The organism is Agrobacterium larrymoorei, assembly GCF_037722385.1.
Classification (GTDB): Bacteria; Pseudomonadota; Alphaproteobacteria; order Rhizobiales; family Rhizobiaceae; genus Agrobacterium; species Agrobacterium larrymoorei_C.
On record NZ_JBBKAQ010000011.1, the window covers coordinates 96098 to 120163 of the forward strand.

The window sequence follows — 24066 nt, forward strand, 5'->3', positions numbered from 1 at the left end:
TCTTCCTCTGCCGTCATGAGACGTTCCAGAAAGATGGCGTTCCCAACCGGCGAACGCAACTGCAAACTACTTTGCTGCCAGTAGCTTCAAGGTGTCTACTCGCTGACGGCTTCTGTCTTGACCGCCTCGATGTTGAAGGCCGCAGCCATCAGCGCTCGGGTATAATCTTCCTTCGGCGCCTCGAAGATCGACTTGGCAGGGCCGCTTTCGACGATCTTCCCGTGGCGCATGACGATCACTTCATTGGCAAGCGCCTTTACCACCTTGAGATCGTGGCTGATGAAGAGATAGGCAAGATCATGTTTGGACTGCAGATCGCGCAAGAGATCGACCACCTGCGCCTGCACGCTCATGTCGAGAGCAGAGGTCGGCTCATCGAGCATGACGAAACGGGGTTTCAGCACCATGGCGCGGGCAATGGCGATGCGCTGCCGTTGTCCGCCGGAAAACTCGTGCGGATAGCGCCAGCGCGTCGCGGGATCTAGCCCGACCTCTTCCAGCGCCTTGGCGACTCGCCTGTCGCGCTCCTCATAGGAGAGCGATGTCTCGTGCACTTTCAAACCTTCGGCGATGATGTCACCGACCGACATGCGTGGGCTGAGAGAACCGTAGGGATCCTGGAACACCACCTGAAGGCGGTTTCTCAGCGGCTTCATCATGGAATAAGAAAAGGCGTCGATGGACTGGCCGACAAAGCTGATCCGGCCTTTCGAGGAAATGAGACGTGAGAGCGCAAGCCCGAGCGTCGTCTTGCCGGAGCCCGATTCTCCAACAACACCGACCGTCTGGCCTTCACGAAGGGTGATGTCGATGCCATCCACGGCCTTGACGTGATCCACCACCTTGCGCATCAGCCCGGCCTTGATCGGAAACCAGACCTTGATGTCGTCACCTTGCATCACCACCGGCTTCTTGTCGTCGGCAGGCGGCGGCTCGCCTTTCGGTTCGGCAGCCAGAAGATGGCGCGTGTAGGCATGTTGTGGATTGTTGAAGACTTGCTCCACAGTCCCCGTCTCGACGATCTTGCCCTTGGTCATGACGCAGACACGGTCGGCGAACTTGCGCACGATGCCGAGATCGTGGGTAATGAACAGCATGGACATGTGGTGCTGATTTTTCAGCCCTGCCAGCAGTTCGAGAATTTGCGCCTGTACCGTCACATCAAGTGCCGTCGTCGGCTCATCGGCAATCAGAAGCTTGGGGCGGTTGGCCAGCGCCATGGCGATCATTACACGCTGACGCTGGCCGCCGGAAAGCTCGTGCGGAAATGCCTTCAGTCGCTTTTCCGGTTCGCGAATGCCTACCTGGTTTAGCAACTCCAGGATCCGAGCGCGTGCAGATGCTCCAGTAAGAGCCTGGTGCAGTTCCAGGATTTCGCCGATCTGCCGCTCGATGCTGTGAAGCGGGTTGAGCGAGGTCATCGGCTCCTGAAAGATCATGGTGATATCATTGCCGCGCACGGATCGCAGGTCGCGCATCGGCAGCGTCAGCAAATCCCTGCCCTCAAACAGGATTTGACCGGATGGATGACTTGCCGCGGGATAGGGCAAAAGCTTCAGGATGGAATTGGCCGTTACCGACTTGCCCGAGCCTGATTCACCCACCAGAGCCAGCACTTCGCCGGGCATGATCTCAAAGGAAACACGGTCGACCGCGAGACTTTCCTTCCCACCCTGGTGGAAGGCGACGGAGAGGTCACGGACGGAGAGAAGGGGTGCGGTCATTGTGCCTGTATTCATTTGCGACATCGCCATCACCGGAACGTCTTGCGCGGATCGAAGGCATCGCGCACCGCTTCACCGACGAAGATCAAGAGCGACAGCATGATCGACATCGTGAAGAAGGCGGTCAGCCCCAGCCATGGCGCCTGAAGGTTGTTCTTGCCCTGGGCTATCATCTCACCCAGCGATGGAGATCCTGGTGGCATGCCGAACCCAAGGAAATCGAGCGACGTCAGCGTGGTGATCGAACCGGACAGAATGAAGGGCAGGAAGGTGAGTGTCGCGACCATGGCATTCGGCAGCAAATGCCGGAACATGATGGTGGCATTGCTGACGCCAAGAGCGCGTGCGGCATTCACATATTCGAAATTGCGAGCCCGAAGGAATTCAGCGCGGACCACTCCGACGAAGCCGACCCAGGAAAAGAGCAGCATGATGCCGAGCAGCACGAAAAATCCGGGCGGCAGGATGGCGGCGATAATCAGCAGGATGTAAAGCACCGGCATGGACGACCAGATCTCGATGAAGCGCTGCATCAGGAGGTCGGTCCAACCACCGAAATAACCCTGCACAGCGCCTGCCGTTACGCCAACGATGGCCGAGCAGATGGTCAGCGCCAGGCCGAAGAGCACCGAGATGCGGAAGCCGTAGATGATGCGTGCGGTCACGTCGCGCGCCTGGTTATCAGTGCCAAGCCAGTTGAGGTTGCCGAGCGTACAGCCGGGATCGGCCGCACCTTGCGGATAGCCCGAGCAGCGCTCATCCTTGTCCATCAGCCAGAAGGGCGGCGTGGGTGCGGAATGAGGAATGTTGGAATTCACCGTCTGGTAGGAGTAGCGGATCGGCGGCCAGATCATCCAGCCATTGGCGTTGATCTCGTCCTGAATGTAGGACGACTTGTAATCGGTCTGCGCGAGGAAACCGCCAAACTTCTCCTCCGGATAATCCACCATCACCGGAACGATCAGTTCGCCCTTGTAGGAGGCAAGGATCGGCTTGTCGTTGGCGATGAACTCGGCGCAGAGGCTGAGACCGAACAGCAAGAGGAAAATCCAGAAGGACCAGTAGCCCCGGCGATTGGCCTTGAAATTCTGCCAACGGCGGATCGTCGTAGGCGAAAAGAATGGACGCTTCTGTGGGGGCGTGGCATCGGTCGCCGGTGTGGAGGTGGAAACAGCCATCACACATCCCTCCGCTCAAAGTCGATGCGCGGGTCGATCCAGGTGTAGATCAAGTCGGAAATCAGGCTGACGACGAGCCCCATAAGCGAGAAGATAAAGAGGGTACCGAACACGATCGGATAATCACGATTGACGACGGAGAGATAGCCAAGGCGACCAAGGCCATCCAGCGAGAAAATGTTTTCGATCAGCAGCGACCCAGTGAAGAAGGCGGAAATGAAGGCGCCGGGAAAGCCAGCAATGACGATCAGCATGGCATTGCGGAAGACGTGGCCGTAAAGGACTTTCCGCTCCGACAGCCCCTTGGCACGTGCGGTAACCACATATTGCTTCTTGATCTCATCGATGAAGGAGTTCTTGGTGAGCAGCGTGGTGGTGGCAAAAGCCGACAGGACGAGAGCCGTTAGCGGCAATGTTAGGTGCCAGAAATAGTCGATGATCTTCTGCCACCACGTCAGGTCCGCAAAATTGTCGGAGGTGAGGCCACGCAGCGGAAACCAATCAAAGAAAGACCCGCCTGCAAAGACCACGATGAGCAAAATACCAAAGAGAAAGCTTGGCACCGCATAGCCAATAATGACGATGCCGGAGGTCCAGACATCAAACTTCGAGCCGTCTTCCACTGCCTTCTTGATGCCAAGCGGAATGGAAATCGCGTAGGAAATGATCAGGATCCAGAAGCCGAGTGAAATCGACACCGGCATCTTGTCAATGATGAGATCGATGACGGAGGAGTTTCTGAAGAAGCTGTCGCCGAAATCGAAGCGGATGTAGTTCCACATCATCTCCAGAAAGCGCGTCAGCGGCGGCTTGTCGAAGCCAAACTGCTTTTCGAGCTTGGCGATCAGTTCGGGATCAAGACCCTGAGCGCCACGATATTTCGATCCGCTTTCATCCAGACCCCCACCGCCCATGAGATCGCCGCCGCCTGACAGGCGGTCGGCAGCGCTGTCACCAGAACCGGAAAGCTGCGCGACGACCTGTTCGACGGGGCCGCCGGGGGCAAACTGAATGACGAGGAAGGAGATGCCCATGATGCCGATGATGGTCGGTATCATCAAAGCCAAGCGCCGAAGAATATAGGCACCCATTAGAGATCACACTCCAGGCGGGCGCGCTCCGCTGTCATCCTCACTGTCAAACCGTTTCCTTTCCCAGCAAGCGCCGCGTGTCGCCGACCAAATGATTCGTGTTCACTCATGTGAATCAAGGCTGAGCCGATAAAGCAAGACCAAGCTCATTTCGCCGCGCTTGCCGACCACCAGGCTTCGGGAAAGCCTATGCCGTAATAGGGCAGTTCCGTTGGGCGAACGATGGTGTTCCAGTTGGCAACCGTCATCTCGCCACGGTAGAATTGCGGGATGACGTAATTGCCAGCCAGCAGAACCCGGTCCAGCGCCTTGACGGCAGCAACCTGGTCCTCACGGGTGGGAGCGAAGATGATCTTGCGGATGATCTTGTCGATCGCAGGGTTGCTAATGCCAGCAAAGTTCTTCGAACCCTGGCGATTGGCGGCTGCCGAACCCCAATAATCGACCTGCTCATTTCCAGGATTTGAGGTTTGAGCCCATAGATTGACGATCATGTCATAATCGAATGCGCGTGTGCGATTGGTATATTGCGACGAATCCACGTTGCGAACGGTGACGTTGATGCCAATCTTTTTGAGATTTTGAGTGTAGGCCAGGACAACTCGCTCCATGGCTGGCGAATCGACAAGGATTTCAAAATCGAAAGGCTGGCCCGTCTTCGCATTGACCATGCGGTTGCCGCGCAACTCGTAGCCTGCCTCCTTCATGAGCTTCACAGCCTCACGAAGATTATCGCGCTGTTTGGCCGGATCCCCGCCGACGGGGTTGCGATACTCGGTGGTAAAGACCTCCGGCGGCACCTCATCCTTTACTTCGGTGAGGATCTCTAGTTCCTTGCCCTGCGGCAAGCCGGACGAGGCAAGGTCGCTTCCCATGAAAAAGCTGTTGATCCGCTGGTATTGGCCGAAGAACAGCGTCTTGTTCATATCCTCAAAATCATAGGCGAGGTTCAACGCCTTGCGCACCTTAGGGTCCTTGAACTTGTCGCGGCGTGCATTTGGCACGAAAGCCTGCATGATACCGACGGAGCGATAGATATTGGGAAGCTCCTCGCGCTTGATCCGGCCATCCTTGACAGCTGGGAAGTCATAGCCGGTCGCCCAGCGACCAGCGGAATTTTCCTGCCAGAAATCAGTGTTGCCTGCTTTGAAGGCCTGAAACTCCACATCGCGGTCGGTATAGAAGGTGTAGCTGATCGTCTTGAAGTTGTTCATGCCAACATTGACGTTGAGGTTTTTGCCCCAGTAATCGTCGCGCAACTCATAAGTAATCGTAGAACCTGGAGCTACCGACGCAATCTTGTAGGGTCCGGACCCCATCACCGGCTCCAAGGTCCCGCGTGAAATGTCGCGCGGCTTTCCATCCGGGCCGTTGGCCTCCCACCAGTGCTTGGGAACGACGAGCAACTGCCCGACGATCTGCGGAAGTTCGCGGTTGTTCTTCTCGTCAAAGGTGAAGGTCACTTCCCCGTCGCCAGTCTTTTCGGCTTTGGTGACGTGCGTGTAATAGGTCGCAAGCTGCGGATTAAGGTCTTTTGCCTTTTCGAAGCTGAAAACAACGTCCTCCGGAGTGACGGGCTTGCCATCGGCGAATTTGGCTTCGGAGCGCAATCTAAACGTTGCCTGCGATATGTCGTCTGGAAAGGTCAAGGCCTCTGCGAGCAGCCCGTAAGACGCCGAAAGCTCCTCTTCCGATGACTTCATCAACGTATCGAAAACGACACCAAGACCCGTCGCGGCTTCCCCCTTGGCAAGAAGGGGGTTCAGGGTGTCGTAAGTCCCGGCTGTCGACATACGCAAGGCGCCGCCTTTTGGCGCATTCGGATTGACATAGTCGAAGCGTTCGAAGCCTTTCGGATGTTTCAGTTCTCCCACCGTGGCAATGCCAACACGCCATTGCCCGCCATCCTGCGCTTGCGTTTCTGTCGAAAAGGCGAGAAGCGACGCCCCCATGCCTAAGAGCAGGAGGAGTTTTGCGCTTGCCAGAGCCATGGGCGGATAATCCTTTTTGGTGTTTGTTGCGGTGAAGCATAAGCCAAACAATGTCAAAAAATAGAGGCGGGGCCTCACAAGCTGGTTATTCGCAAACATGCTTTCACCAAAATCGCGATCCAGCGTAATATCATAAACAAGAATCAACAGGATCGCAGGCAGCGACGAATGAGATTAGAGACAATGGCAGCGCGCAGGCTTTCGCTTATCGCTTTTTCGGTCATCGCGATGATCGGCGCAGATTTGGCCCCTGCTTTTGCGGAAGACCAGCCCGCAAAGCAGGTTTTTGGCCACATCGATCTCCCCTCTGCCGGTCCTTCCAAGTCCTTCGGGTCCTATGCAAAAGGCTGTCAGTCCGGCGCTGTCGCCTTGCCGACCGATGGCGAGGGTTTTCAGGCCATGCGGCTTTCCCGCAACCGCCGCTGGGGCCAACCGCAGCTCATTTCCTTTATCGAGCGCTTCGCCCAGGATTCCCAGAAGATCGGTTGGCCGGGCCTCCTCATCGGCGATATATCGCAGCCTCGCGGCGGTCCGATGCTGACGGGTCACGCCTCACATCAAATCGGTCTGGATGTCGACATCTGGTGGCGCAAGATGCCCGACCACATCATGAGCGCGCAGGAGCGCGAAGATACTCCCTTCATCTCCATGCTCGACAAGAGCAAGTTCCTGACGGTCGACGACCGCAAGTGGTCTCCGCTCAATGGAAGGCTGGTGATGATGGCGGCGAGCTATCCGCAGGTGGAGCGCATCTTCGTCAACCCGGCCATCAAGCAGAAGCTTTGCCAGAGCTGGACGGGCGACCGGACCTTCATGGGCAAGATCCGTCCCATTTACGGTCATGACGAGCATTTCCACGTTCGGCTGGCTTGCCCCGCTGGCGCGACCGACTGCAAGCCGCAGGCCGCCGTGGGCGCCGGAGACGGCTGCGACAAGTCGCTGGCGTGGTGGTTCACAAAGGAGCCATGGGCAGCGCCGAAAAAGGACCCTAATGCCAAGCCGGCAAAGCCGCCAAGACCGATGATGGTGTCGGACCTACCAAAGGCGTGCGCCGCGATAGCGGCGGCACCTTCCGGCGGGAGGTCTCAAGCTGCGGTGCAAAGCTCCTTCACCCGCCCTGCCGCTCCAGCAGCAAATGCGCCTGTCTACGCATCTCCCGGGGCACCGATCCCGCCGGCAGACGTTCCCAGACCCTCTGCACGTCCTTCCATGAACTGATCCAAACACGCCTGCTTTTCAAACCTGGAAGAGTTGATATAGAAGGCTTCAAATCGATTTAAATTTTGCTTGGGGCGGATGATGGACAGCAAACGCTGCGTGGCGCTGATTGCGCATGATCAGAAGAAGAACGACATGGCGGAGTTTGCCCGCGAGCATCAGGACGCCCTTTCCGCGTTCCGCATCGTCGCGACCGGCACGACTGGTGGACGAGTGCAGGATGCTTGCCCGAAGCTCGATGTTATTCGTCTGAAAAGCGGGCCGCTCGGTGGCGACCAGCAAATCGGTGCGATGATCGCCACCGGCGATGTCGACATGCTGGTCTTCTTCGTCGATCCACTGACCTCCATGCCGCATGACGTGGACGTGAAAGCCTTGACACGGCTTGCAACAGTCTACGACATACCAATGGCGCTCAACCGCGCGACGGCCGAGCGACTGATCGACTTTCATATCAACAGATAGGCGCTTGCTGAAAGCGGCGGTTCATCTCTTAAAAAATCAGGCGGCTTCAGGAGCAGTGATGCCCAATCAGAACGATCATCTTCCCTTTCCGATCCTCATTGGAGATATCGGCGGCACCAATGCCCGTTTCTGCATCCTGCCGGACGCCAACGCCGAGGCCCTTAACCTGACCACCGTCAAGACGGCCGACTATCCCACAATCGATGACGCCATCAAAGTTGCGGTCCTGAGTAACACTGCGATCCGTCCGGTGTCAGCGCTGCTTGCCGTTGCAGGTCCGATCGAGTCAGACGAGATCCCATTGACCAACTGCCATTGGGTCGTCAAACCGAAGGGGATGCTGAGCAACCTCGGCTTGAGCGATGTCGTCGTGGTCAATGATTTCGAAGCTCAAGCTTTGGCGATTGCGGCACTTGGCGACGACAATCGCGAGCGTATTGGACCGGACCGCGAAGATATGATGGCGTCGCGCGTCGTTCTCGGCCCCGGCACTGGACTGGGTGTAGGCGGCCTCGTCTATGCGCGGGATATGTGGTTCCCCGTGCCTGGCGAAGGTGGTCATGTCGATCTTGGACCTCGGACAGAACGGGATCGCCAGATCTTCCCGCATCTTGAGGCCATCGAAGGCCGCATCTCCGGCGAACAGATCCTCTGCGGCCGGGGTCTCGTCAACCTCTACCGCGCCATCTCTGCCGCAGACAGTATTGCGCCTCGCTTCTCAGACCCGGCGGACGTCACCGCACATGGTCTTAGCGGGTCGGATGAACAGGCCGTGGAAACACTTTCCCTGTTCAGCACCTATCTCGGCCGCGTTGCCGGAGATATGGCGCTGGTCTTCATGGCGCGCGGCGGGGTGTATCTTGCCGGCGGCATTTCGCAGAAAATCATTCCGGCGCTGAAGCAGCCTGAATTCCGCGCTGGCTTCGAAGACAAAGCGCCCCACAGCGCCCTGATGCGCTCCATTCCGACCTATGTCGTCACCCACCCGCAGGCAGCACTTGCCGGTCTCTCCGCCTTCGCCAGGACGCCGGAGAATTTCGGCGTGACCCTGGAAGGCCGCCGCTGGCAAAGGTGAGCTTCCAGTTAAAGGCTGGTCAAAGCCTGCCCTAATGGATATAGACGCCGGTTGAAAAGGCGGCCCAGCCGCCGGAACATCAAAAGGTGGATGAGCGATTGAAAACCGCCAAGTCACGGGGTCCTGTGGACACCGATACAATTGCTGCAGTGCTGAAACGTGTCTTTGCAGAAAATGCGCGTGATCATATCAAGGGTTACGTCTTCGTCGTTTTTTGCCTGCTTTCGATAGCCGCAACTACGGCCTTCACAGCGTGGATCATGGACTCGATCATCAACGAGGCCTTCGTAAACAGACGCGCTGATCTCGCATTTCTGATTTGCGGCGCCATATTTGCAGCTTTTTTCATTCGAGGAATTGCCAGCTACGGACAATCCGTTGCGTTGTCCAAAATTGGTAACAACATCGTCGCATGTTATCAAAAGCGGCTTTACTCGCACTTAATGACCCTTTCGGTAGGCTACCTGAGCGAGTCTCGTTCCGCCCATCTGGCAGCTCAAGTTGCTCAGAACATCGGCGGTATTCGCGACGTGATGAATATCACCGTGACGTCCGTAGCCAGAGATCTTCTGACCTTTGTCGCGCTCGTTGGCGTGATGATTTTCAAAGACCCATTCCTGTCGATTATTATCGTTTTCATCGTTCCCCCGCTTGTCCTTGGGCTTCGATACATCGCCAAAAGACTTCGTGAAACCACGAGGGAAGCGGTTATCCTAAATAGTCGTGTGCTGGGAGCCATGCAGGAGACCCTGCAGGGCATCGCGATCGTTAAGGCTTTCACCATGGAAAAGCCGCTCGAACAACGCGTCTTTAAGACGATTGATGAGGCAGAACGGCGCGGCAACAAGATCGCTCGTCTGACGGAAAGAACCGCGCCTCTGACCGAAACCATTGCCGGGATCGCCGTATCGAGCGTTCTTGCCTATGCAGCCTATCGCGCGATCTATGACAACGTCCCGCCAGGCGCCTTCTTTGCCTTTGTGACAGCTCTTCTTCTCGCTTACGACCCTGCGCGTCGCCTTGCCCGTCTTCAAGTTTCCATGGAACGTGCTGTCGTCAATGCGCGAATGATCTATGAAATCCTCGACATGGAGCCGGTTCAGCGCGAAAAGCCGAATGCTGTGCCGCTGAAGGTCGACAATGCGACGGTAGAACTGCGCAATGTCACCTTCGCATACAAGGACTCTGGTCCTATCCTCAAAGGCGTGAGCTTCGTGGCCGAAGGCGGAAAAACGACGGCCCTCGTCGGACCGTCGGGAGCCGGAAAATCCACGATCATCAACCTCGTTCCGCGGTTTTATGATCCCACAGGTGGTGAGATTTTGATCGATGGGCAGAACATTGCAGACGTGACGACGCGCTCGGTGCGTCTCAATCTGGCTTACGTTTCACAGCAACCCTATCTCTTTGAAGGCACGATCCGCGACAATATTCGCTACGGTCGCCCTGAAGCCACAGACATCGAGATCGAGGAAGCGGCGAAGCTTGCTTTCGCCCATGACTTCATCCTGGCTCAGCCGCAGGGTTACGACACGCTGGTCGGTGAAAACGGCATGACACTTTCTGGCGGTCAGCGTCAGCGTTTGTCGATCGCACGCGCGCTCGTGCGCAACGCACCGATCCTCCTGCTTGATGAAGCAACATCGGCTTTGGATACCGAGTCGGAAGCCGTCGTGCAGAAGGCACTGGATACTGCCATGACCGGCCGTACCGTCATCGTCATCGCCCACCGTCTATCCACCGTTGTCAAAGCCGATAAGATCGTGGTGATGAATGAGGGGCAGGTTGTCGAAGAAGGAACGCACGAGACGCTTGCACGGCAGGAAAACGGTCTCTACGCTCGGCTCAACAATCTACAGGCGACGGGCGTTCGCGGACTTTGACAGCATAGGGTGACGAAATGAGCGGCAACGACATGAGACTGGTAGTGGTTGGTGCTGCAGGCCGCATGGGACAGACCCTCATTCGCCTCATTCACGAAACGCCCGGCGTTCAACTCCATGCCGCGATCGAGCGCGAGGGTTCCCCCTTCGTTGGACGCGATGCTGGTGAACTTGCTGGTCTCGGCAATATCGGTGTTCCCGTTAGCAGCGACGCGCTTGCCGCTTTCGTCAATGCTGAGGGTGTCGTCGATTTCACGTCGCCGGCAGCCAGTGTGATTTTCTCCGGTCTAGCCGCGCAGGCACGCATCGTCCACGTCATCGGGACGACAGGCTGCTCTACCGAAGACGAAGAGAAGTTCCAAGCAGCAGCGCGGCACGCACGCGTCGTAAAGTCTGGGAACATGAGCCTTGGCGTCAATCTTCTCTCAGTCCTGACGCGTCAGGCGGCGAGAGCGCTCGGACCGCAGCAGTGGGACATCGAGGTGCTCGAAATGCACCATAAGCACAAGGTCGATGCGCCATCCGGCACGGCTCTCCTCCTTGGTGAAGCTGCGGCCGAGGGCCGCAACATCGATCTCGCCGACCGCGCTGTCCGGGTGCGCGACGGGCATACCGGGGCACGCGAAGCGGGCACTATCGGGTTTGCAACGTTGCGCGGTGGCTCGGTTGTGGGTGATCACTCCGTGATCTTTGCCGGCGAAGGTGAACAACTGACCTTCTCGCATCATGCCGCAGATCGCAGCATTTTCGGACGCGGCGCAATTGCAGCGGCACTCTGGGCCTTCGACAAGAAGCCCGGCTTCTATTCCATGCTGGACGTTCTTGGTCTGGCCGACAATTCCTAATCAAACTGGAGAGCATTTATGAGCGGAACCCTCGTCCTCGTTCGTCACGGTCAAAGCGACTGGAACCTCAAGAACCTCTTCACTGGATGGCGAGATCCCGACCTGACCGAACTTGGCGTGCAGGAGGCCAATGCAGGCGGCAAGGCGCTGGCCGATTACGGCATCAAGTTCGACGTTGCCTACACCTCTTCTCTGATCCGCGCCCAGAAAACCTGCCAGATCGTTCTCGACAATGTCGGCCAGTCCGGTCTTGAGACCATCCGTAACGAGGCGCTCAACGAGCGCGACTATGGCGATCTCTCTGGTCTTAACAAGGATGACGCCCGCGAGAAGTGGGGCGAGGAGCAGGTTCACATCTGGCGCCGTTCCTACGACATCCCGCCGCCCGGCGGCGAGAGCCTGCGTGATACCGGCGCACGTGTCTGGCCCTACTATCTGACGGAAATCCTGCCGCGCGTTCTGCGTGGCGAGAAGGTTCTTGTTGCCGCCCACGGCAATTCGCTACGCTCTCTGGTGATGGTTCTCGACAAGCTGAGCAAGGAAGAGATCCTGAAGCTCAATCTGGCGACGGGCGTACCTATGGTCTACAAGCTGAATGCCGATTCTACCGTCGCTTCCAAGGATGTGCTGGGCGACATGTCTGCTGCTCATTGATCGAACAAGGGCGGCCTTCTATCCGTGATTGAAGGCCGTTCCACACGCTGCTGAATCGCGGCGTCTCATAAGGTCGCCTTAAGCACTCTGGCAGGCTCTTCTAGCGAAACAGTCGCAAGCTCTGCACGGCATCAGTTCACTCCGTTTCCTTCAAGATTGCATCATGAAATTCAGCATAGAACAGGCAGAAGACTTCGTTTCTTCAATCTTCGAGAAGAATGGCGTTTTGGCCTCGAGCGCGCGCTCCGTCGCCCGTGCACTGGTTGCCGCGGAGGCCTGCGGCCAAAGCGGACATGGATTTCGGCGTATCCCTGTCTATGTGGCGCAACTTCATGTCGGCAAAGTGAACGGGAAAGCTGTCCCAGCTGCCAGAAAAGTGCGACCGGCGGTCATCTCAATCGACGCGCAGAACGGGTATGCTTATCCGGCTATTGATGTTGCCCTCGATCAGTTGGTGCCGCTTGCCCGCGACCAAGGTATTGCGCTTGCCGCAATCAGCCGCTCGCATCATGCAGGCGTTATGGCCTTGACCGTCGAGCGCTTGGCAGAGCAAGGTCTCGTAGCCTTTATGGTCGCCAATGCCCCCGCCTCCATGGCTCCTTGGGGCGGCATCAAGCCTCTCTACGGAACGAACCCAATCGCGTTTGCCGCACCGGTCAAAGACGCCGATCCGCTGGTGATCGATCTTGCACTTTCGAAGGTCGCGCGGGGCAAGATCATGGCGGCCCGGCAAAAAGGAACGACCATTCCAGCCGACTGGGCTCTCGACGCGCAAGGCCGTCCGACAACCGATCCGAACGAGGCGATCAACGGCACCATGGTCCCGGCCGGTGAGGCTAAGGGCGCGGCATTGGCGCTCATGGTCGAGATCATGGCGGCGGGCCTTACCGGAGGCAATTTCGGCTTCCAGGCATCGTCCCTGTTGGACGATACGGGAACGGCGCCATCTCTCGGGCACACGATCATCGCGATTGATCCGACCATCGCCGGCAACGATGTTCTGGCTGAGAGGGTTTCGCAGATGGCCGCCGAAATCGAGTCTCAGGAAAACGCCCGGCTTCCCGGACGCCGCAGCCAGGGCCTTCGCAAGCAGTCTATTGAAAACGGAATCACGATCGAAGACGATATCTTGCGTCAGATCGAAGCACTCTGAAGCATGTCGCGCAAAAGCGTGCAGCGGCTTTGCGAGAACGACATGGAGATAACAAGGACCTCAAGCGTATGAGCGAATCTAAAAAATCGCGATGCGCTTTGAGAAGGCGTGACGGCTCGAGGTCTCAGGTTGAGGTCTCCTTGAACAACACATTCTGGTCGAGCAGATAACGGGAAAACAGTGGCAAGCTGGCGCCACCAATGGCGCGCGCCTGGCTTCCAACTGCACCCTCCACGATATCGGGTACGCTCACACCTTGAAGATCGTGCAACATCAGGGCGTCTCGCGTTGCCTGAACAATGCGCGAGCGCACCCAGCCTGGAAAGCCGCCATCGATGATGACGGTCGAAAAATCGATGATCGATGCGGCGGCGATCACGGCCTGAGCAAGGGCGGCGCCTGTATTGCGGATCCACACTTCCAAAGGCTCGCCGAAATCGATCCATTCGTCCGGTGAAAACCACAGCGGCTTTGGATCGATACCTCTTTCACGCAGCATGTCTTCAAGCACGAAGATCGAGGCGATCTTCAGCAATTGCACAGTCTGGCCATCTCGCCCCTGTACCGGCAGCGGACCGATTGCGCCTGCCGCGCCCGTCCTTCCCGAGAACAAAGCCGAATTCAAAACGACGCCACCACCGATAAACGACCCTATGAAGACGTAGAGAAAATCAGGATAGGCTTGGCCATTGCCAAACACCAACTCGGCGCCACACGCGCTCGTCGCATCATTCTGGAGAAAGACAGGATAGTCGACAGCATCGGCGATTTCCTGCCGAAGATCGACATCGCGCCAGCTGTCCATTTGACCTTCGGGCGCACCGACTTCTTTGGCCCAACTCCACAATTCGAAGGGCGCAGCGATCCCGACACCGGCAATCTTCTCGCGCTCCAACGGATCAAGCCGGGCTTCCAGCTCCGCAATACCTTCGGCTACGAACGGCAATATCCACTCCGGCATTGGGTAGGGATAGGTGTTGCGCAACTGCATGCGGATCTGACCGACGAAGTCCATCAACACCAGATCGACGCTACGGCGGCCGATCTTCACACCAAAGGAATAAACCGAATCCGGGTTGAGCCGCATCGGCGTGGAGGGCTGTCCGACGCGCCCCCGAAGAAGCTCGCCCCTGATCAGCAGACCATCCTTTTCGAGCGAGCGCATGATCACAGAGACCGTCTGGGCTGAAAGACCACTGCGCCTGGCAATCTCAGCTTTAGACAAAGCATTATGACGACGCACCAGAGAAAGCACCAGCCGCTCATTATAGGCGCGAACGCGAACCTGGTTGGCACCGCCTGTCAAATCGGTAGCAGCTGCAGTCGGCGTCTGCGAGATCTCTAGCGAACGCGACATTTCATTATCCTCCCAGCCGGTGCGAGCTTAACCGCACTGGCTCTATTCCTCATTTCATTTGCGAAAGTGTCCCGGTCTCCTCCCGTCAACCTTCGCCATCAAGGATGAGAGCATGACAGATCGAATTAATAATTCAATTGGATTTATTTATTGACAGGCTGTTAATTTGGTGGTTCGATCGCTTCCAGTGGCGCCTGATCTTAGGAGGAGAAGGGCCGCAGACCAGTCATACAAATGGCTGCTTGTTTCCACTGGGAGGATCATATGAAGACCACTGTTTCCGCCTTTTTGGGCGCGCTCGCGCTTGGCGTTTCTTTCGCTTCGGTTGCATCGGCCGCCGATACCTCGGCATGCCTCATCACTAAGACCGATACCAATCCCTTCTTCGTCAAGATGAAAGAAGGCGCGACCGCCAAGGCCAAGGAACTGGGTGTCACGCTCAAGTCTTACGCTGGCAAGGTCGATGGTGACTCCGAAAGCCAGGTTGCAGCCATCGAGTCCTGCATCGCGGACGGCGCCAAGGGCATCCTGATCACTGCTTCCGACACCAAGGGCATCGTCCCAACGGTCAAGAAGGCTCGTGACGCAGGCATCCTCGTGATCGCTCTCGACACTCCGCTCGATCCCATCGCTTCGGCCGATGCGACATTTGCGACCGACAACCTGCTTGCTGGCAAGCTGATCGGCGAGTGGGCAAAGGGCACCATGGGCGACGGCGCAAAGGACGCCAAGGTCGGCTTCCTCGATCTGACGCCTGACCAGCCGAGCGTCGACGTTCTGCGTGACCAGGGCTTCATGATCGGCTTCGGTATCGATCCGAAGGATCCGAACAAGATCGGCGACGAAACCGATCCGCGCATCGTCGGCCACGACGTGACCAACGGCAACGAAGAAGGCGGCCGCAAGGCCATGGAAAACCTTCTGCAGAAGGACCCAGGCATTAATGTCATCCACACGATCAACGAGCCTGCTGCTGTTGGTGCCTATCAGGCACTCAAGGCGGTCGGCATGGAAAAGAACGTGTTGATCGTTTCGGTCGACGGCGGTTGCCCAGGCGTGAAGTCGGTTGAGGAAGGCGTCATCGGCGCGACCTCGCAGCAGTACCCGCTGATGATGGCCGCACTCGGCGTCGAGGCCATCAAGAAGTTCGCCGACACAGGCGAAAAGCCGAAGCCGACCGAAGGCAAGTCCTTCTTCGACACGGGCGTTTCTCTCGTCACCGACAAGCCGGTCAAGGGTGTTCCTTCGATCAGCGTCAAGGAAGGCCTGGCGAAGTGCTGGGGCTAATGCCCTCGATCACCATCTGAAGATCATGGCCGGGATCACTCCCGGCCAACTTCACACAAAACCATTCGCTTTCGTAATACCCGGCTGACATTTCGGCGCCGCGCATAGATGTTTGGCGAGCGGGAGGAGGAAACATGAGCGGAATTCAAGAATTCGAGCGCGTGTTGGACGGGAGCGACAAGAATGTCGCCTCCTTCGATCAGCAGAGCGTTTCTGCGCTCAAACGCGCCCAGCATTTTCTACACTCTACACCGGCCGCCGTGCCACTCATCGTCCTGATTCTATCGGTCGCGATTTTCGGTCTGACGATCGGCGGACGGTTCTTTTCATCATACACACTCACGCTGATCCTGCAGCAGATCGCCGTCGTCGGTATTCTCGGCTCGGCGCAAACATTGATCATCCTGACGGCCGGTATCGATCTTTCGATCGGCGTCGTGATGGTGATCTCTTCTGTTGTGATGGGCAATGTGGCAGTCACCTATGGTCTGCCGACCCCTATCGCCATTCTCGCCGGCTTCATCGTTGGCGGACTTTGCGGCTTCTTCAACGGCTTCCTGGTGGCGGTGGTCAAGCTTCCTCCTTTCATTGTCACGCTCGGGTCGTGGAACATCGTCATGGCGACGAACTTCATCTACTCGGCGAATGAGACGATCCGCGACGCCGATGTGCAGCAGACAGCGCCGCTTCTGCAGTTCTTTGCCACCAACTTCCGCATCGGCTCTGCCATTCTCACGCTCGGCGTCATCGCCATGGTCGCGCTCGTTGCGGTGCTCTGGTACGTCTTGAACCAAACCGCATGGGGACGCCACGTCTATGCTGTCGGCGACGATCCGGAAGCGGCAAAGCTTTCCGGTATCCAGACCCGCAAGGTTCTTCTCAGCGTCTACACGATCGCTGGCGTCATCGCAGCCTTCGCAGCTTGGGTTGCCATCGGCCGTAACGGTTCGATCTCTCCCTCTGCCGCCGTAACCGACTACAACCTGCAGGCCATTACGGCGACCGTTATCGGCGGTATCTCGCTCTTCGGTGGACGCGGCTCCATTCTCGGGACGCTGTTCGGCGCCATGCTGGTCGGCGTGGTCTCCATGGGCCTCAACATGCTCGGTGCAGACCCGCAGTGGAAGGTTATGTTGACCGGCTGGTTGATTATTGCCGCCGTCGCAGTGGATCAATGGATCAGAAAGGCAGCCGTCTGATGGCCCAGGATATGAACAGACAACCCATTCTTTCAGGTCATGGTCTCGTCAAGCGCTACGGCCGCGTGACCGCCCTCGACAATGCCGACTTCGATCTCTACCCGGGCGAAATCCTGGCGGTAATCGGCGACAACGGCGCAGGCAAGTCCTCGCTCATCAAGGCGCTGTCGGGTGCAATCCGTCCGGATGAGGGCGAGATCAGACTGGAAGGCAAGCCCGTTCAGTTCAAGACGCCACTCGAGGCCCGCGATGCCGGCATCGAGACCGTCTATCAGAACCTTGCTCTGTCTCCTGCCCTGTCGATCACTGACAACATGTTTCTGGGGCGCGAGCTCCGTAAACCCGGCATTCTCGGCTCGGTGTTTCGCAAGCTCGATCATGCGGCGATGGACAAATTCGCCCGTGAGAAACTTTCCGAACTTGGTCTGATGACCATCCAGAACATCAACCAGGCGGTCGAGACACTGTCCGGCGGTCAGCGTCAGGGTGTTGCGGTTGCCAGAGCGGCCGCCTTTGGTTCGAAGGTCGTCATTCTGGATGAACCGACAGCGGCACTTGGCGTCAAGGAAAGCCGGCGCGTTCTGGAACTCATTCAGGATGTGCGCTCTCGCGGCCTGCCTATCGTGCTCATCTCGCATAATATGCCGCATGTCTTCGAGGTCGCGGATCGCATTCACATCCATCGCCTCGGCAGACGTCTGTGCGTCATCAATCCGAAGGAATACACGATGTCGGATGCGGTAGCCTTCATGACGGGCGCAAAGGAACCGCCACGCCAGGAAATCGCCGCATGACGCTGACGCTTGCGGCGTTGACGGACGATGTCCTCGCTCGCGCAGGGACGCCTGACTCCCGCCGCTACATGGTTGCGATTGCCGGCCCTCCCGGGGCCGGCAAATCCACGCTTGCTGATGCTTTAAGAGACAGCCTGATCGCACGCGGCGAAACAGCCGAAGTCCTGCCGATGGACGGCTTTCATATGGACAATGGCATCTTGGAGAGCCGCGGTCTGATTGCCCGTAAGGGTGCGCCGGAAACGTTCGATGTGCGCGGTTTCATAGACATCGTGAAGGCCGTGCGTCAGAGTGACGAAGAGGTGCTCGTCCCTGTCTTCGATCGATCGCGGGAAATCGCCATCGCATCCGCAAGAGCGGTGTCTGCAAACACTCGCTTCATTCTCGCAGAGGGCAACTATCTGTTGCTGAATGAAGCGCCATGGGACCGTTTGAAAGACAGCTTCGATCTCACCATCTTCGTCGGGCCGTCCTATCCGGTTCTGGAGCAGCGGCTCCGTGATCGCTGGATTGGCTATGGGCTGGACGAGCAGGCCATTCAGGCCAAGCTTTACGAGAACGATCTTCCCAACGGCAAGCGCGTCGTCGAGCATTCACGTCCGGCCGACATCCGTATCGACATCTGGAACTGACGCTTCGCTACTGCGCGCTCGCAGGAGCACTCAATCCCCTTCACCTTCGGTTCGCGAACTTCAGTTTGGATTGACGACCTTGCTGGCCAGTCTGAACGGGCTTGAAACTGTCGCTCCGACAGCGTCCAAGACGAAGGCACCCGCGCGGCTTATATCATTGCCACCGCCGCGCCGCTTTTCATCGAGCTTCGGCAACAGTGCGGCAAGTGCGGCGTAGCGGTCGTGGTTAAAGCCATCGGACGAATCGAGCTCGGAGATATCGACGAACTGAACGCCCTCGCGTTTTGCCGCCTTGCTGATCTCGGGGTCCGTCACGTCCAAGGCACCCACTCGGCTCCGCTCCCCGGCCAGAATGGACGCTGCCATCAAGGCGCGGTCATCCTTCGAGACGAGAACAGTGAGCGGCGGATTAAGGCGACCGACCACTTCGATCTGCTTTCTAAACACGTCAGTGTCGATATCCGGTGCGGCGAGAATGACCTGTAGCTTGGCGATCACATCGTTGCGGCCCTTTAGCCTGAGCTCTCGCAGGGCTTCCATGACCAGCCACGCGCCCATGCTGTGACCGAAAACGATGACATTCTTGCGAGGTGATTTTTGTGCGAGATCGATCAGGAGGTCAGCCAGCGCATCGCGAGAAAAGGTCGCCGCCTCCTTGTCCGCCAGATAGCCCGTGACATCGGCCATCGACGGCCAGGAAAAGACCACCGGCACGCCGTTGATATCCGCGTCCGCCGCCATTTGCGCTGCGCGAAACAGAGCCTCTTGATAGCTATAATTATAGCCGTGAACAAAAAGACCCACATCCTTCCCCGATGAGAGGATGCCGGCGAGATCGCGCTTGAGTGCGTCTTTCGACAGCATGTCGCGATCGGTGACGACGAAGTCCTTTTTCGCATCTGGCTTACCCGATGGCCACTCGATCTTGCCCTTCTTGTGATCCGGCGGGATAGAGATGTCGAAGCGCGCATAGTTGGGCGCATCGGCACGCCCGGCACCGAATGCCAGCGTCTTTCCCGCTTCCTTCTCGCGCGTGCTGACCACATAAGCAGTGATACTTTTTGCCGATACCGCCCGCGTATTGACGGCCTGCAGGACATCGGCTCCCGGTCGTCCGGCACAGGATCCAAGGACAGCGAGAGTGAGCAAAAGGGAAATGACTCTGAGCATGAAATATCCGCTAAATTAGGCGACCATCGATAGCGGCAAAATCTACGACTGGCAATCGGACGAACGCGAACGTAAACGTAAGATATTGGCGCAAGATGCCTGTCCCCGTAGCGCTCGGCAGCCGCGCTTGAAAGAATGTCCGTTTCGATTTTTGGCGGGATGCTGTAGGTCATACGCCATGACGATTCTGGATATGGCATGATAGCCAAGGTTTTCCTGTCCCGGCTGAAACTCACCGATTTCCGCAACTATGCGGAAGTGTCCCTGCGGCTGGATGATCGCCATGTCGTGCTGACGGGAGACAATGGGTCAGGCAAGACCAACTTGCTGGAAGCCATTTCCTTCCTGTCGCCCGGTCGCGGTTTGCGCCGTGCAGTTCTCTCCGAGGTCACCCGCGTTGGCGCAGAGGAAACGGGCTTCTCGATCTTCTCAGACGTATCCGGCATGGATGGTGAAGTTGCGATCGGAACGGGCATCGATGGCGAGGGTGAGACGCCATCGCGGCGGCTGCGGCTCAACGGTACTCCCGTCAAATCGGTCGACGAATTGACCGATCACCTGCGGGTGCTTTGGCTGACGCCTTCCATGGACGGCCTCTTCACGGGGTCGTCCTCGGATCGCCGCCGTTTCCTCGATCGCCTTGTTCTCTCCCTCGATCCATCGCATGGTCGGCGCGCCAGCGATTTCGAAAAGGCCATGCGCCAACGCAACCGCCTGCTGTCTGATGGTCGCTTCGATCCCGTATGGCTGGACGGCATCGAAAAGCAGATGGCAGAGCTTGGTATTGCCATGGCGGTTGCGCGCCACGAGATGCTGGGTTTGCTACGCGCGCTGATCGAAAGTCGCTCCGGCGACTCGAGCTTCCCGAAGGCTGCGCTCACACTTTCGGGCTTTCTCGACGACGAGTATCATCGACCGGCGGTCGATCTTGAGGATGAGTATTTCGCCACGCTCCGGGAAAGCCGCTACCGCGATGCGGGTGCCGGACGGACGCTGGACGGCCCACACCGCGCCGACCTCTTCGTTCGTCATGCGGAAAAGGATATGGACGCGGCACGCTGCTCGACGGGCGAGCAAAAGGCGCTTCTCGTCGGTCTGGTGCTTGCCCATGCCCAGCTGACCGCGAACATGACTGGGTATGCTCCCATTCTTCTGCTGGACGAAATCGCTGCTCATCTGGATGAAGGCAGGCGCGCAGCGCTTTTTGATCTCATCCATGCGCTTGGCGGCCAGAGCTTCATGACCGGAACGGATGCATCGATGTTTTCGGCGTTGGACGATCGCGCGCAGTTTTTCACCGTGTCGCATGGCAGCGTGTCGTGATAGGCCTTCTATCCATTGACGTGCCGGAGACTGGATCATGGATGCTCTTAGCCCCGAGGAAATCGAACGCTACAAGCGGCATATTCTCCTGCCCGAAATCGGCGGCACGGGGCAGCAGCGGCTGAAGGCGGCCAAGGTGCTGGTGATCGGTGCCGGCGGTCTTGGTGCTCCCGTCCTTTACTATCTTGCCGCCGCAGGCGTCGGGACGCTTGGCATCATCGACGACGATATCGTCTCGCTATCGAACCTGCAGAGACAGGTCATTCACGATACGGGCACAATCGGCGAACAGAAGACGGAAAGTGCACGACGCAGCATCTCCCGGCTCAACCCGCATGTCCGCACCCTGCACTTCGAGGAGCGTTTCTCTACCGTTTGGGCGCATGATCATCTTGGTGGCTTCGATCTGGTGATCGACGGATCGGACAATTTCGACACGCGCTACGCGGCGGCGGATGCTGCGGAGGCAGCAAAGGTGCCGCTGGTCACAGGTGCTGTTGGCCGTTTCGATGGCTCGGTCACAGTTCTAAAGCCCTATGAGGAAGGTCCGGACGGCATCTTGCTGCCGCGCTACCGCGATTTGTTTCCCGCGCCGCCGCCGGAAGGCTTGATCCCGTCCTGCGCCGAGACCGGCATTATCGGCGCGCTGACGGGTGTTATCGGCACGACCATGGCGATGGAGGCGATCAAGGTCATCACCGGCACCGGAGAGCCATTGGTCGGGCGGCTGATGCTTTACGATGCGCTTGCTGCCCGTTTCGAGACCGTTCGCTACAAGAGGCGTCACGCCGCATGACGACGATTGTTCAAATCGACGACACGTTCGACCGCGTCGATGACTTACTAGCGCTCATCATGTCCTCTTTCGCCTATATGGATGGCGTCATCGACCCGCCTTCCTCGGCCCACCGTCTGACGCCAGACAATCTGCGTCAAAAGATCCGGGACGAGATTGCCTTTGTCGCGTTCAATGACGGCCATATGCTCGGGTGTATTTTCTGCAAGCCGGAAGCCGCCGCGCTCTATGTCGGCAAGCTCGCTGTCTCACCTGCGGCGCAAGGCCGTGGTATCGGAAAAGCGTTGCTGAGGAGGGTTCAAGAGACGGCGCACAGGCTGTCGCTCCCAAGCCTGCGACTGGAGACCAGGATTGAACTCGTCAACAATCACCGGCAGTTTTCGTCCTGGGGCTTCGTCAAGACGGCTGAGAATTCGCATGTCGGATATGAGCGGGTCACCTCTATCGAAATGACGAAGCGTCTGCCCAGTTAAGCCCTGCCCGGCAACACCCGGTTCGGCGGTCTGTGGCCGTCGTAAAAGGCGCGAATGTTGATGATGACTTTATCGCCCATGTCGATACGGCCTTCGATCGTGGCCGAGCTCATATGCGGTAAGAGCACCACTCTGCCCTCCTTGGCGAGCTTGATGAGCTTTGGATTGACGGCCGGCTCGTTCTCGAACACATCGAGACCCGCGCCGGCGATCTTGCCTTGGCGCAGGCACTCGATCATCGCCGATTCATCGATGATATCGCCACGCGCGGTGTTGACGATGTAGCTGGTCGGCTGCATCAGCGCGAGGCGGCGGGCCGAGATCAGGTGATAGGTGGCGGGCGTCGACGGGCAATTGACGGAGACAATGTCGACACGCGCCAGCATCTGGTCGAGGCTGTCCCAATAGGTCGCCTCGAGTTCTGCTTCCGTAGCCGGACTGACGCGTTTGCGATTGTGGTAGTGGATCGACAAGCCAAAGGCCTTGGCGCGGCGGGCAACGGCGGTGCCGATGCGGCCCATGCCGACGATGCCGATACGCTTGCCCGACAGACGACGACCCAGCATCCATGTCGGCGACCAGCCGCGCCAGTCTTCCGAGCCATTGGCAAGCACGCGCGTGCCCTCCACAAGGCGGCGCGGAACGGCAAGCACCAGCGCCATCGTCATGTCCGCGCTGTCTTCTGTCAAAACGTTCGGTGTGTTGGTAACGGTGATTCCCTTGCGCGCCGCCGCATCCACATCGATATGGTCGATGCCGTTGGAAAAACCCGCGATCAATTTCAGTTGAGGACCGGCCTGCTCGATCATCGACGCGCTGATGCGATCCGTCACAGTGGGCACCAGAACGTCGACACGCTGCATGGCCGCCAGAAGCTCCGCTTCAGTGCGGGGTTCGTCCTCAATGTTCAATTCAGCTTCGAACAGTTCCCGCATGCGGGTCTCGACCAGATCCGGCAGTTTGCGGGTCAGATAGACGGTCGGTCTCTTCTTGTTCGTCATTGTCTGCAGGCACCTTGTTCAGAGGTCGTTAACCAGAAAGAGCGATAATTTGTTCATCAAGGGCGTTTCTACCAGACCCACCGGCGAAGACAAACAAATCTCGCATGTGGCTTCTTCGGCGGCAGGACTGGGGCGGCCCCTCAAACGTCATTCTCTTGTTTCACGGAAACGGTCAAACGACATGCGTAGCTTTGTCTCTATTCTCTGCCTTGCATTGTCATTCAGTTTTCTTCATGCGGCTGCTACGCCGGCTCTGGCGCAGGGCGCCGCTAAGGGTGCAAGCGGCCTGCCACTGCCGCGTTTCGTCAGTCTCAAGTCCAAGCGCGTCAATATGCGCATTGGACCGAGCACCGACTACGCCGTTTCCTGGATGTACATGAAGTCCGGCATGCCGGTGGAGATCATTCAGGAATATGAAAACTGGCGCCGCATCCGCGATGCCGATGGCACCGAAGGCTGGGTCAACCAGGCGCTGCTTTCGGGCGAAAGAACCGCGGTTGCCGCCCCTTGGATGCGCGGCAAAGGCAAGGAAGTGTTCGTCAACATGCGCCGCGAGCCGCAGTCGAGTGCTTCGGTCGTGGCCAAACTTGAGCCCGGCGTGCAGATTCGCATCGGCGAATGCAACGGAGACTGGTGCAAGGCGGAAGCTGGTCAAGTGGGTGGCTGGGTGTCGCAGGGCGAGATTTGGGGTGCCTACCCCGGCGAAGCCTTCAAGTAAATCAGGCTATCTATAAACCGTGCGCCCTTAATGGACGCA

At 58.1% G+C, this 24066-nt stretch carries 22 protein-coding genes; 15 read left to right on the forward strand and 7 right to left on the reverse strand.

What is annotated here, in order from left to right; translation table 11 throughout:
* Positions 1-95 precede the first annotated feature (95 nt).
* The 4 genes from WKI41_RS13245 to WKI41_RS13260 form a co-directional block, all read right to left on the reverse strand.
* On the reverse strand, positions 96-1739 hold the full coding sequence (locus WKI41_RS13245; protein ID WP_425341033.1) for an ABC transporter ATP-binding protein: 1644 nt from the start codon (positions 1737-1739) through the stop codon (positions 96-98).
* Positions 1740-1753: 14 nt separating this feature from the next.
* On the reverse strand, positions 1754-2902 hold the full coding sequence (locus WKI41_RS13250; RefSeq protein ID WP_340193970.1) for an ABC transporter permease: 1149 nt from the start codon (positions 2900-2902) through the stop codon (positions 1754-1756).
* Complete coding sequence (locus WKI41_RS13255; protein WP_340193971.1) at positions 2902-3993, reverse strand: microcin C ABC transporter permease YejB; 1092 nt, start codon at positions 3991-3993, stop codon at positions 2902-2904. Before WKI41_RS13255 ends, WKI41_RS13250 begins: the two co-directional genes overlap by 1 nt.
* Before the next feature lie 146 nt (positions 3994-4139).
* Complete coding sequence (locus WKI41_RS13260; protein WP_425341041.1) at positions 4140-5945, reverse strand: extracellular solute-binding protein; 1806 nt, start codon at positions 5943-5945, stop codon at positions 4140-4142.
* Positions 5946-6212: 267 nt separating this feature from the next.
* Here WKI41_RS13260 and mepA point away from each other — a divergent pair, with 267 nt between their 5' ends.
* The 7 genes from mepA (at position 6213) to WKI41_RS13295 (ending at position 13277) form a co-directional block, all read left to right on the forward strand.
* On the forward strand, positions 6213-7202 hold the full coding sequence (gene mepA / locus WKI41_RS13265) for a penicillin-insensitive murein endopeptidase (RefSeq protein ID WP_425341042.1): 990 nt from the start codon (positions 6213-6215) through the stop codon (positions 7200-7202).
* 81 nt (positions 7203-7283) lie between these two features.
* Positions 7284-7667: a methylglyoxal synthase gene (locus WKI41_RS13270; RefSeq protein ID WP_340193974.1), complete on the forward strand. Its 384-nt coding sequence runs from the start codon at positions 7284-7286 to the stop codon at positions 7665-7667.
* A gap of 58 nt (positions 7668-7725) precedes the next feature.
* Positions 7726-8742, forward strand: coding sequence for a glucokinase (locus WKI41_RS13275; protein ID WP_340193975.1), 1017 nt, complete (start codon positions 7726-7728; stop codon positions 8740-8742).
* A 98-nt stretch (positions 8743-8840) separates the two neighbouring features.
* Positions 8841-10625, forward strand: coding sequence for an ABC transporter ATP-binding protein (locus WKI41_RS13280; RefSeq protein WP_340193976.1), 1785 nt, complete (start codon positions 8841-8843; stop codon positions 10623-10625).
* Between the two features lie 17 nt (positions 10626-10642).
* Entirely contained in the window at positions 10643-11470 is an 828-nt protein-coding gene (gene dapB, locus WKI41_RS13285; protein ID WP_340193977.1) for a 4-hydroxy-tetrahydrodipicolinate reductase, read from the forward strand.
* 18 nt (positions 11471-11488) lie between these two features.
* On the forward strand, positions 11489-12124 hold the full coding sequence (locus WKI41_RS13290) for a 2,3-bisphosphoglycerate-dependent phosphoglycerate mutase (RefSeq protein WP_113178774.1): 636 nt from the start codon (positions 11489-11491) through the stop codon (positions 12122-12124).
* A gap of 163 nt (positions 12125-12287) precedes the next feature.
* Positions 12288-13277, forward strand: coding sequence for an Ldh family oxidoreductase (locus WKI41_RS13295; RefSeq protein WP_340193978.1), 990 nt, complete (start codon positions 12288-12290; stop codon positions 13275-13277).
* Between the two features lie 124 nt (positions 13278-13401).
* Here the strand turns inward: WKI41_RS13295 and WKI41_RS13300 are convergent, their stop codons facing one another.
* Complete coding sequence (locus WKI41_RS13300) at positions 13402-14634, reverse strand: ROK family transcriptional regulator (RefSeq protein ID WP_340193979.1); 1233 nt, start codon at positions 14632-14634, stop codon at positions 13402-13404.
* A 264-nt stretch (positions 14635-14898) separates the two neighbouring features.
* Between WKI41_RS13300 and WKI41_RS13305 the strand changes: the two genes are divergently transcribed.
* The 4 genes from WKI41_RS13305 to WKI41_RS13320 all read left to right on the forward strand — a co-directional run bounded on the left by WKI41_RS13305 (position 14899) and on the right by WKI41_RS13320 (position 18546).
* Positions 14899-15921 carry a sugar ABC transporter substrate-binding protein gene (locus WKI41_RS13305; protein ID WP_340193980.1) on the forward strand — a complete coding sequence of 341 codons (1023 nt, stop codon included), beginning with the start codon at positions 14899-14901 and terminating at the stop codon, positions 15919-15921.
* Between the two features lie 134 nt (positions 15922-16055).
* Complete coding sequence (locus WKI41_RS13310) at positions 16056-17120, forward strand: ABC transporter permease (protein ID WP_340193981.1); 1065 nt, start codon at positions 16056-16058, stop codon at positions 17118-17120.
* Between the two features lie 11 nt (positions 17121-17131).
* The gene (locus WKI41_RS13315; protein ID WP_340193982.1) at positions 17132-17914 is read left to right on the forward strand and encodes an ATP-binding cassette domain-containing protein; all 783 of its coding nucleotides are present in this window, start codon (positions 17132-17134) and stop codon (positions 17912-17914) included.
* The gene (locus WKI41_RS13320) at positions 17911-18546 is read left to right on the forward strand and encodes a nucleoside/nucleotide kinase family protein (protein WP_340193983.1); all 636 of its coding nucleotides are present in this window, start codon (positions 17911-17913) and stop codon (positions 18544-18546) included. Before WKI41_RS13315 ends, WKI41_RS13320 begins: the two co-directional genes overlap by 4 nt.
* 60 nt (positions 18547-18606) lie before the next feature.
* On the opposite strand, the gene WKI41_RS13325 is transcribed toward WKI41_RS13320, so the two are convergent.
* A complete protein-coding gene (locus WKI41_RS13325; protein WP_340193984.1) occupies positions 18607-19716 on the reverse strand; it encodes an alpha/beta hydrolase in 1110 nt (369 codons plus the stop codon).
* Between the two features lie 198 nt (positions 19717-19914).
* Between WKI41_RS13325 and recF the strand changes: the two genes are divergently transcribed.
* Genes recF through WKI41_RS13340 form a run of 3 tightly spaced genes read left to right on the forward strand, consistent with a single transcriptional unit; the run spans position 19915 to position 22308 of the window.
* Entirely contained in the window at positions 19915-21039 is a 1125-nt protein-coding gene (gene recF / locus WKI41_RS13330) for a DNA replication/repair protein RecF (protein ID WP_340193985.1), read from the forward strand.
* Positions 21040-21076: 37 nt separating this feature from the next.
* Positions 21077-21835 carry a molybdopterin-synthase adenylyltransferase MoeB gene (locus WKI41_RS13335; RefSeq protein WP_340193986.1) on the forward strand — a complete coding sequence of 253 codons (759 nt, stop codon included), beginning with the start codon at positions 21077-21079 and terminating at the stop codon, positions 21833-21835.
* Positions 21832-22308, forward strand: coding sequence for a GNAT family N-acetyltransferase (locus WKI41_RS13340; protein ID WP_340193987.1), 477 nt, complete (start codon positions 21832-21834; stop codon positions 22306-22308). The genes WKI41_RS13335 and WKI41_RS13340 overlap by 4 nt, the downstream gene beginning before the upstream one ends.
* On the opposite strand, the gene WKI41_RS13345 is transcribed toward WKI41_RS13340, so the two are convergent.
* Complete coding sequence (locus tag WKI41_RS13345; RefSeq protein WP_340193988.1) at positions 22305-23309, reverse strand: 2-hydroxyacid dehydrogenase; 1005 nt, start codon at positions 23307-23309, stop codon at positions 22305-22307. The two genes, WKI41_RS13340 and WKI41_RS13345, sit on opposite strands and share 4 nt — an antisense overlap.
* 181 nt (positions 23310-23490) lie before the next feature.
* Between WKI41_RS13345 and WKI41_RS13350 the strand changes: the two genes are divergently transcribed.
* A complete protein-coding gene (locus WKI41_RS13350) occupies positions 23491-24027 on the forward strand; it encodes an SH3 domain-containing protein (RefSeq protein ID WP_340193989.1) in 537 nt (178 codons plus the stop codon).
* Positions 24028-24066 lie beyond the last annotated feature (39 nt).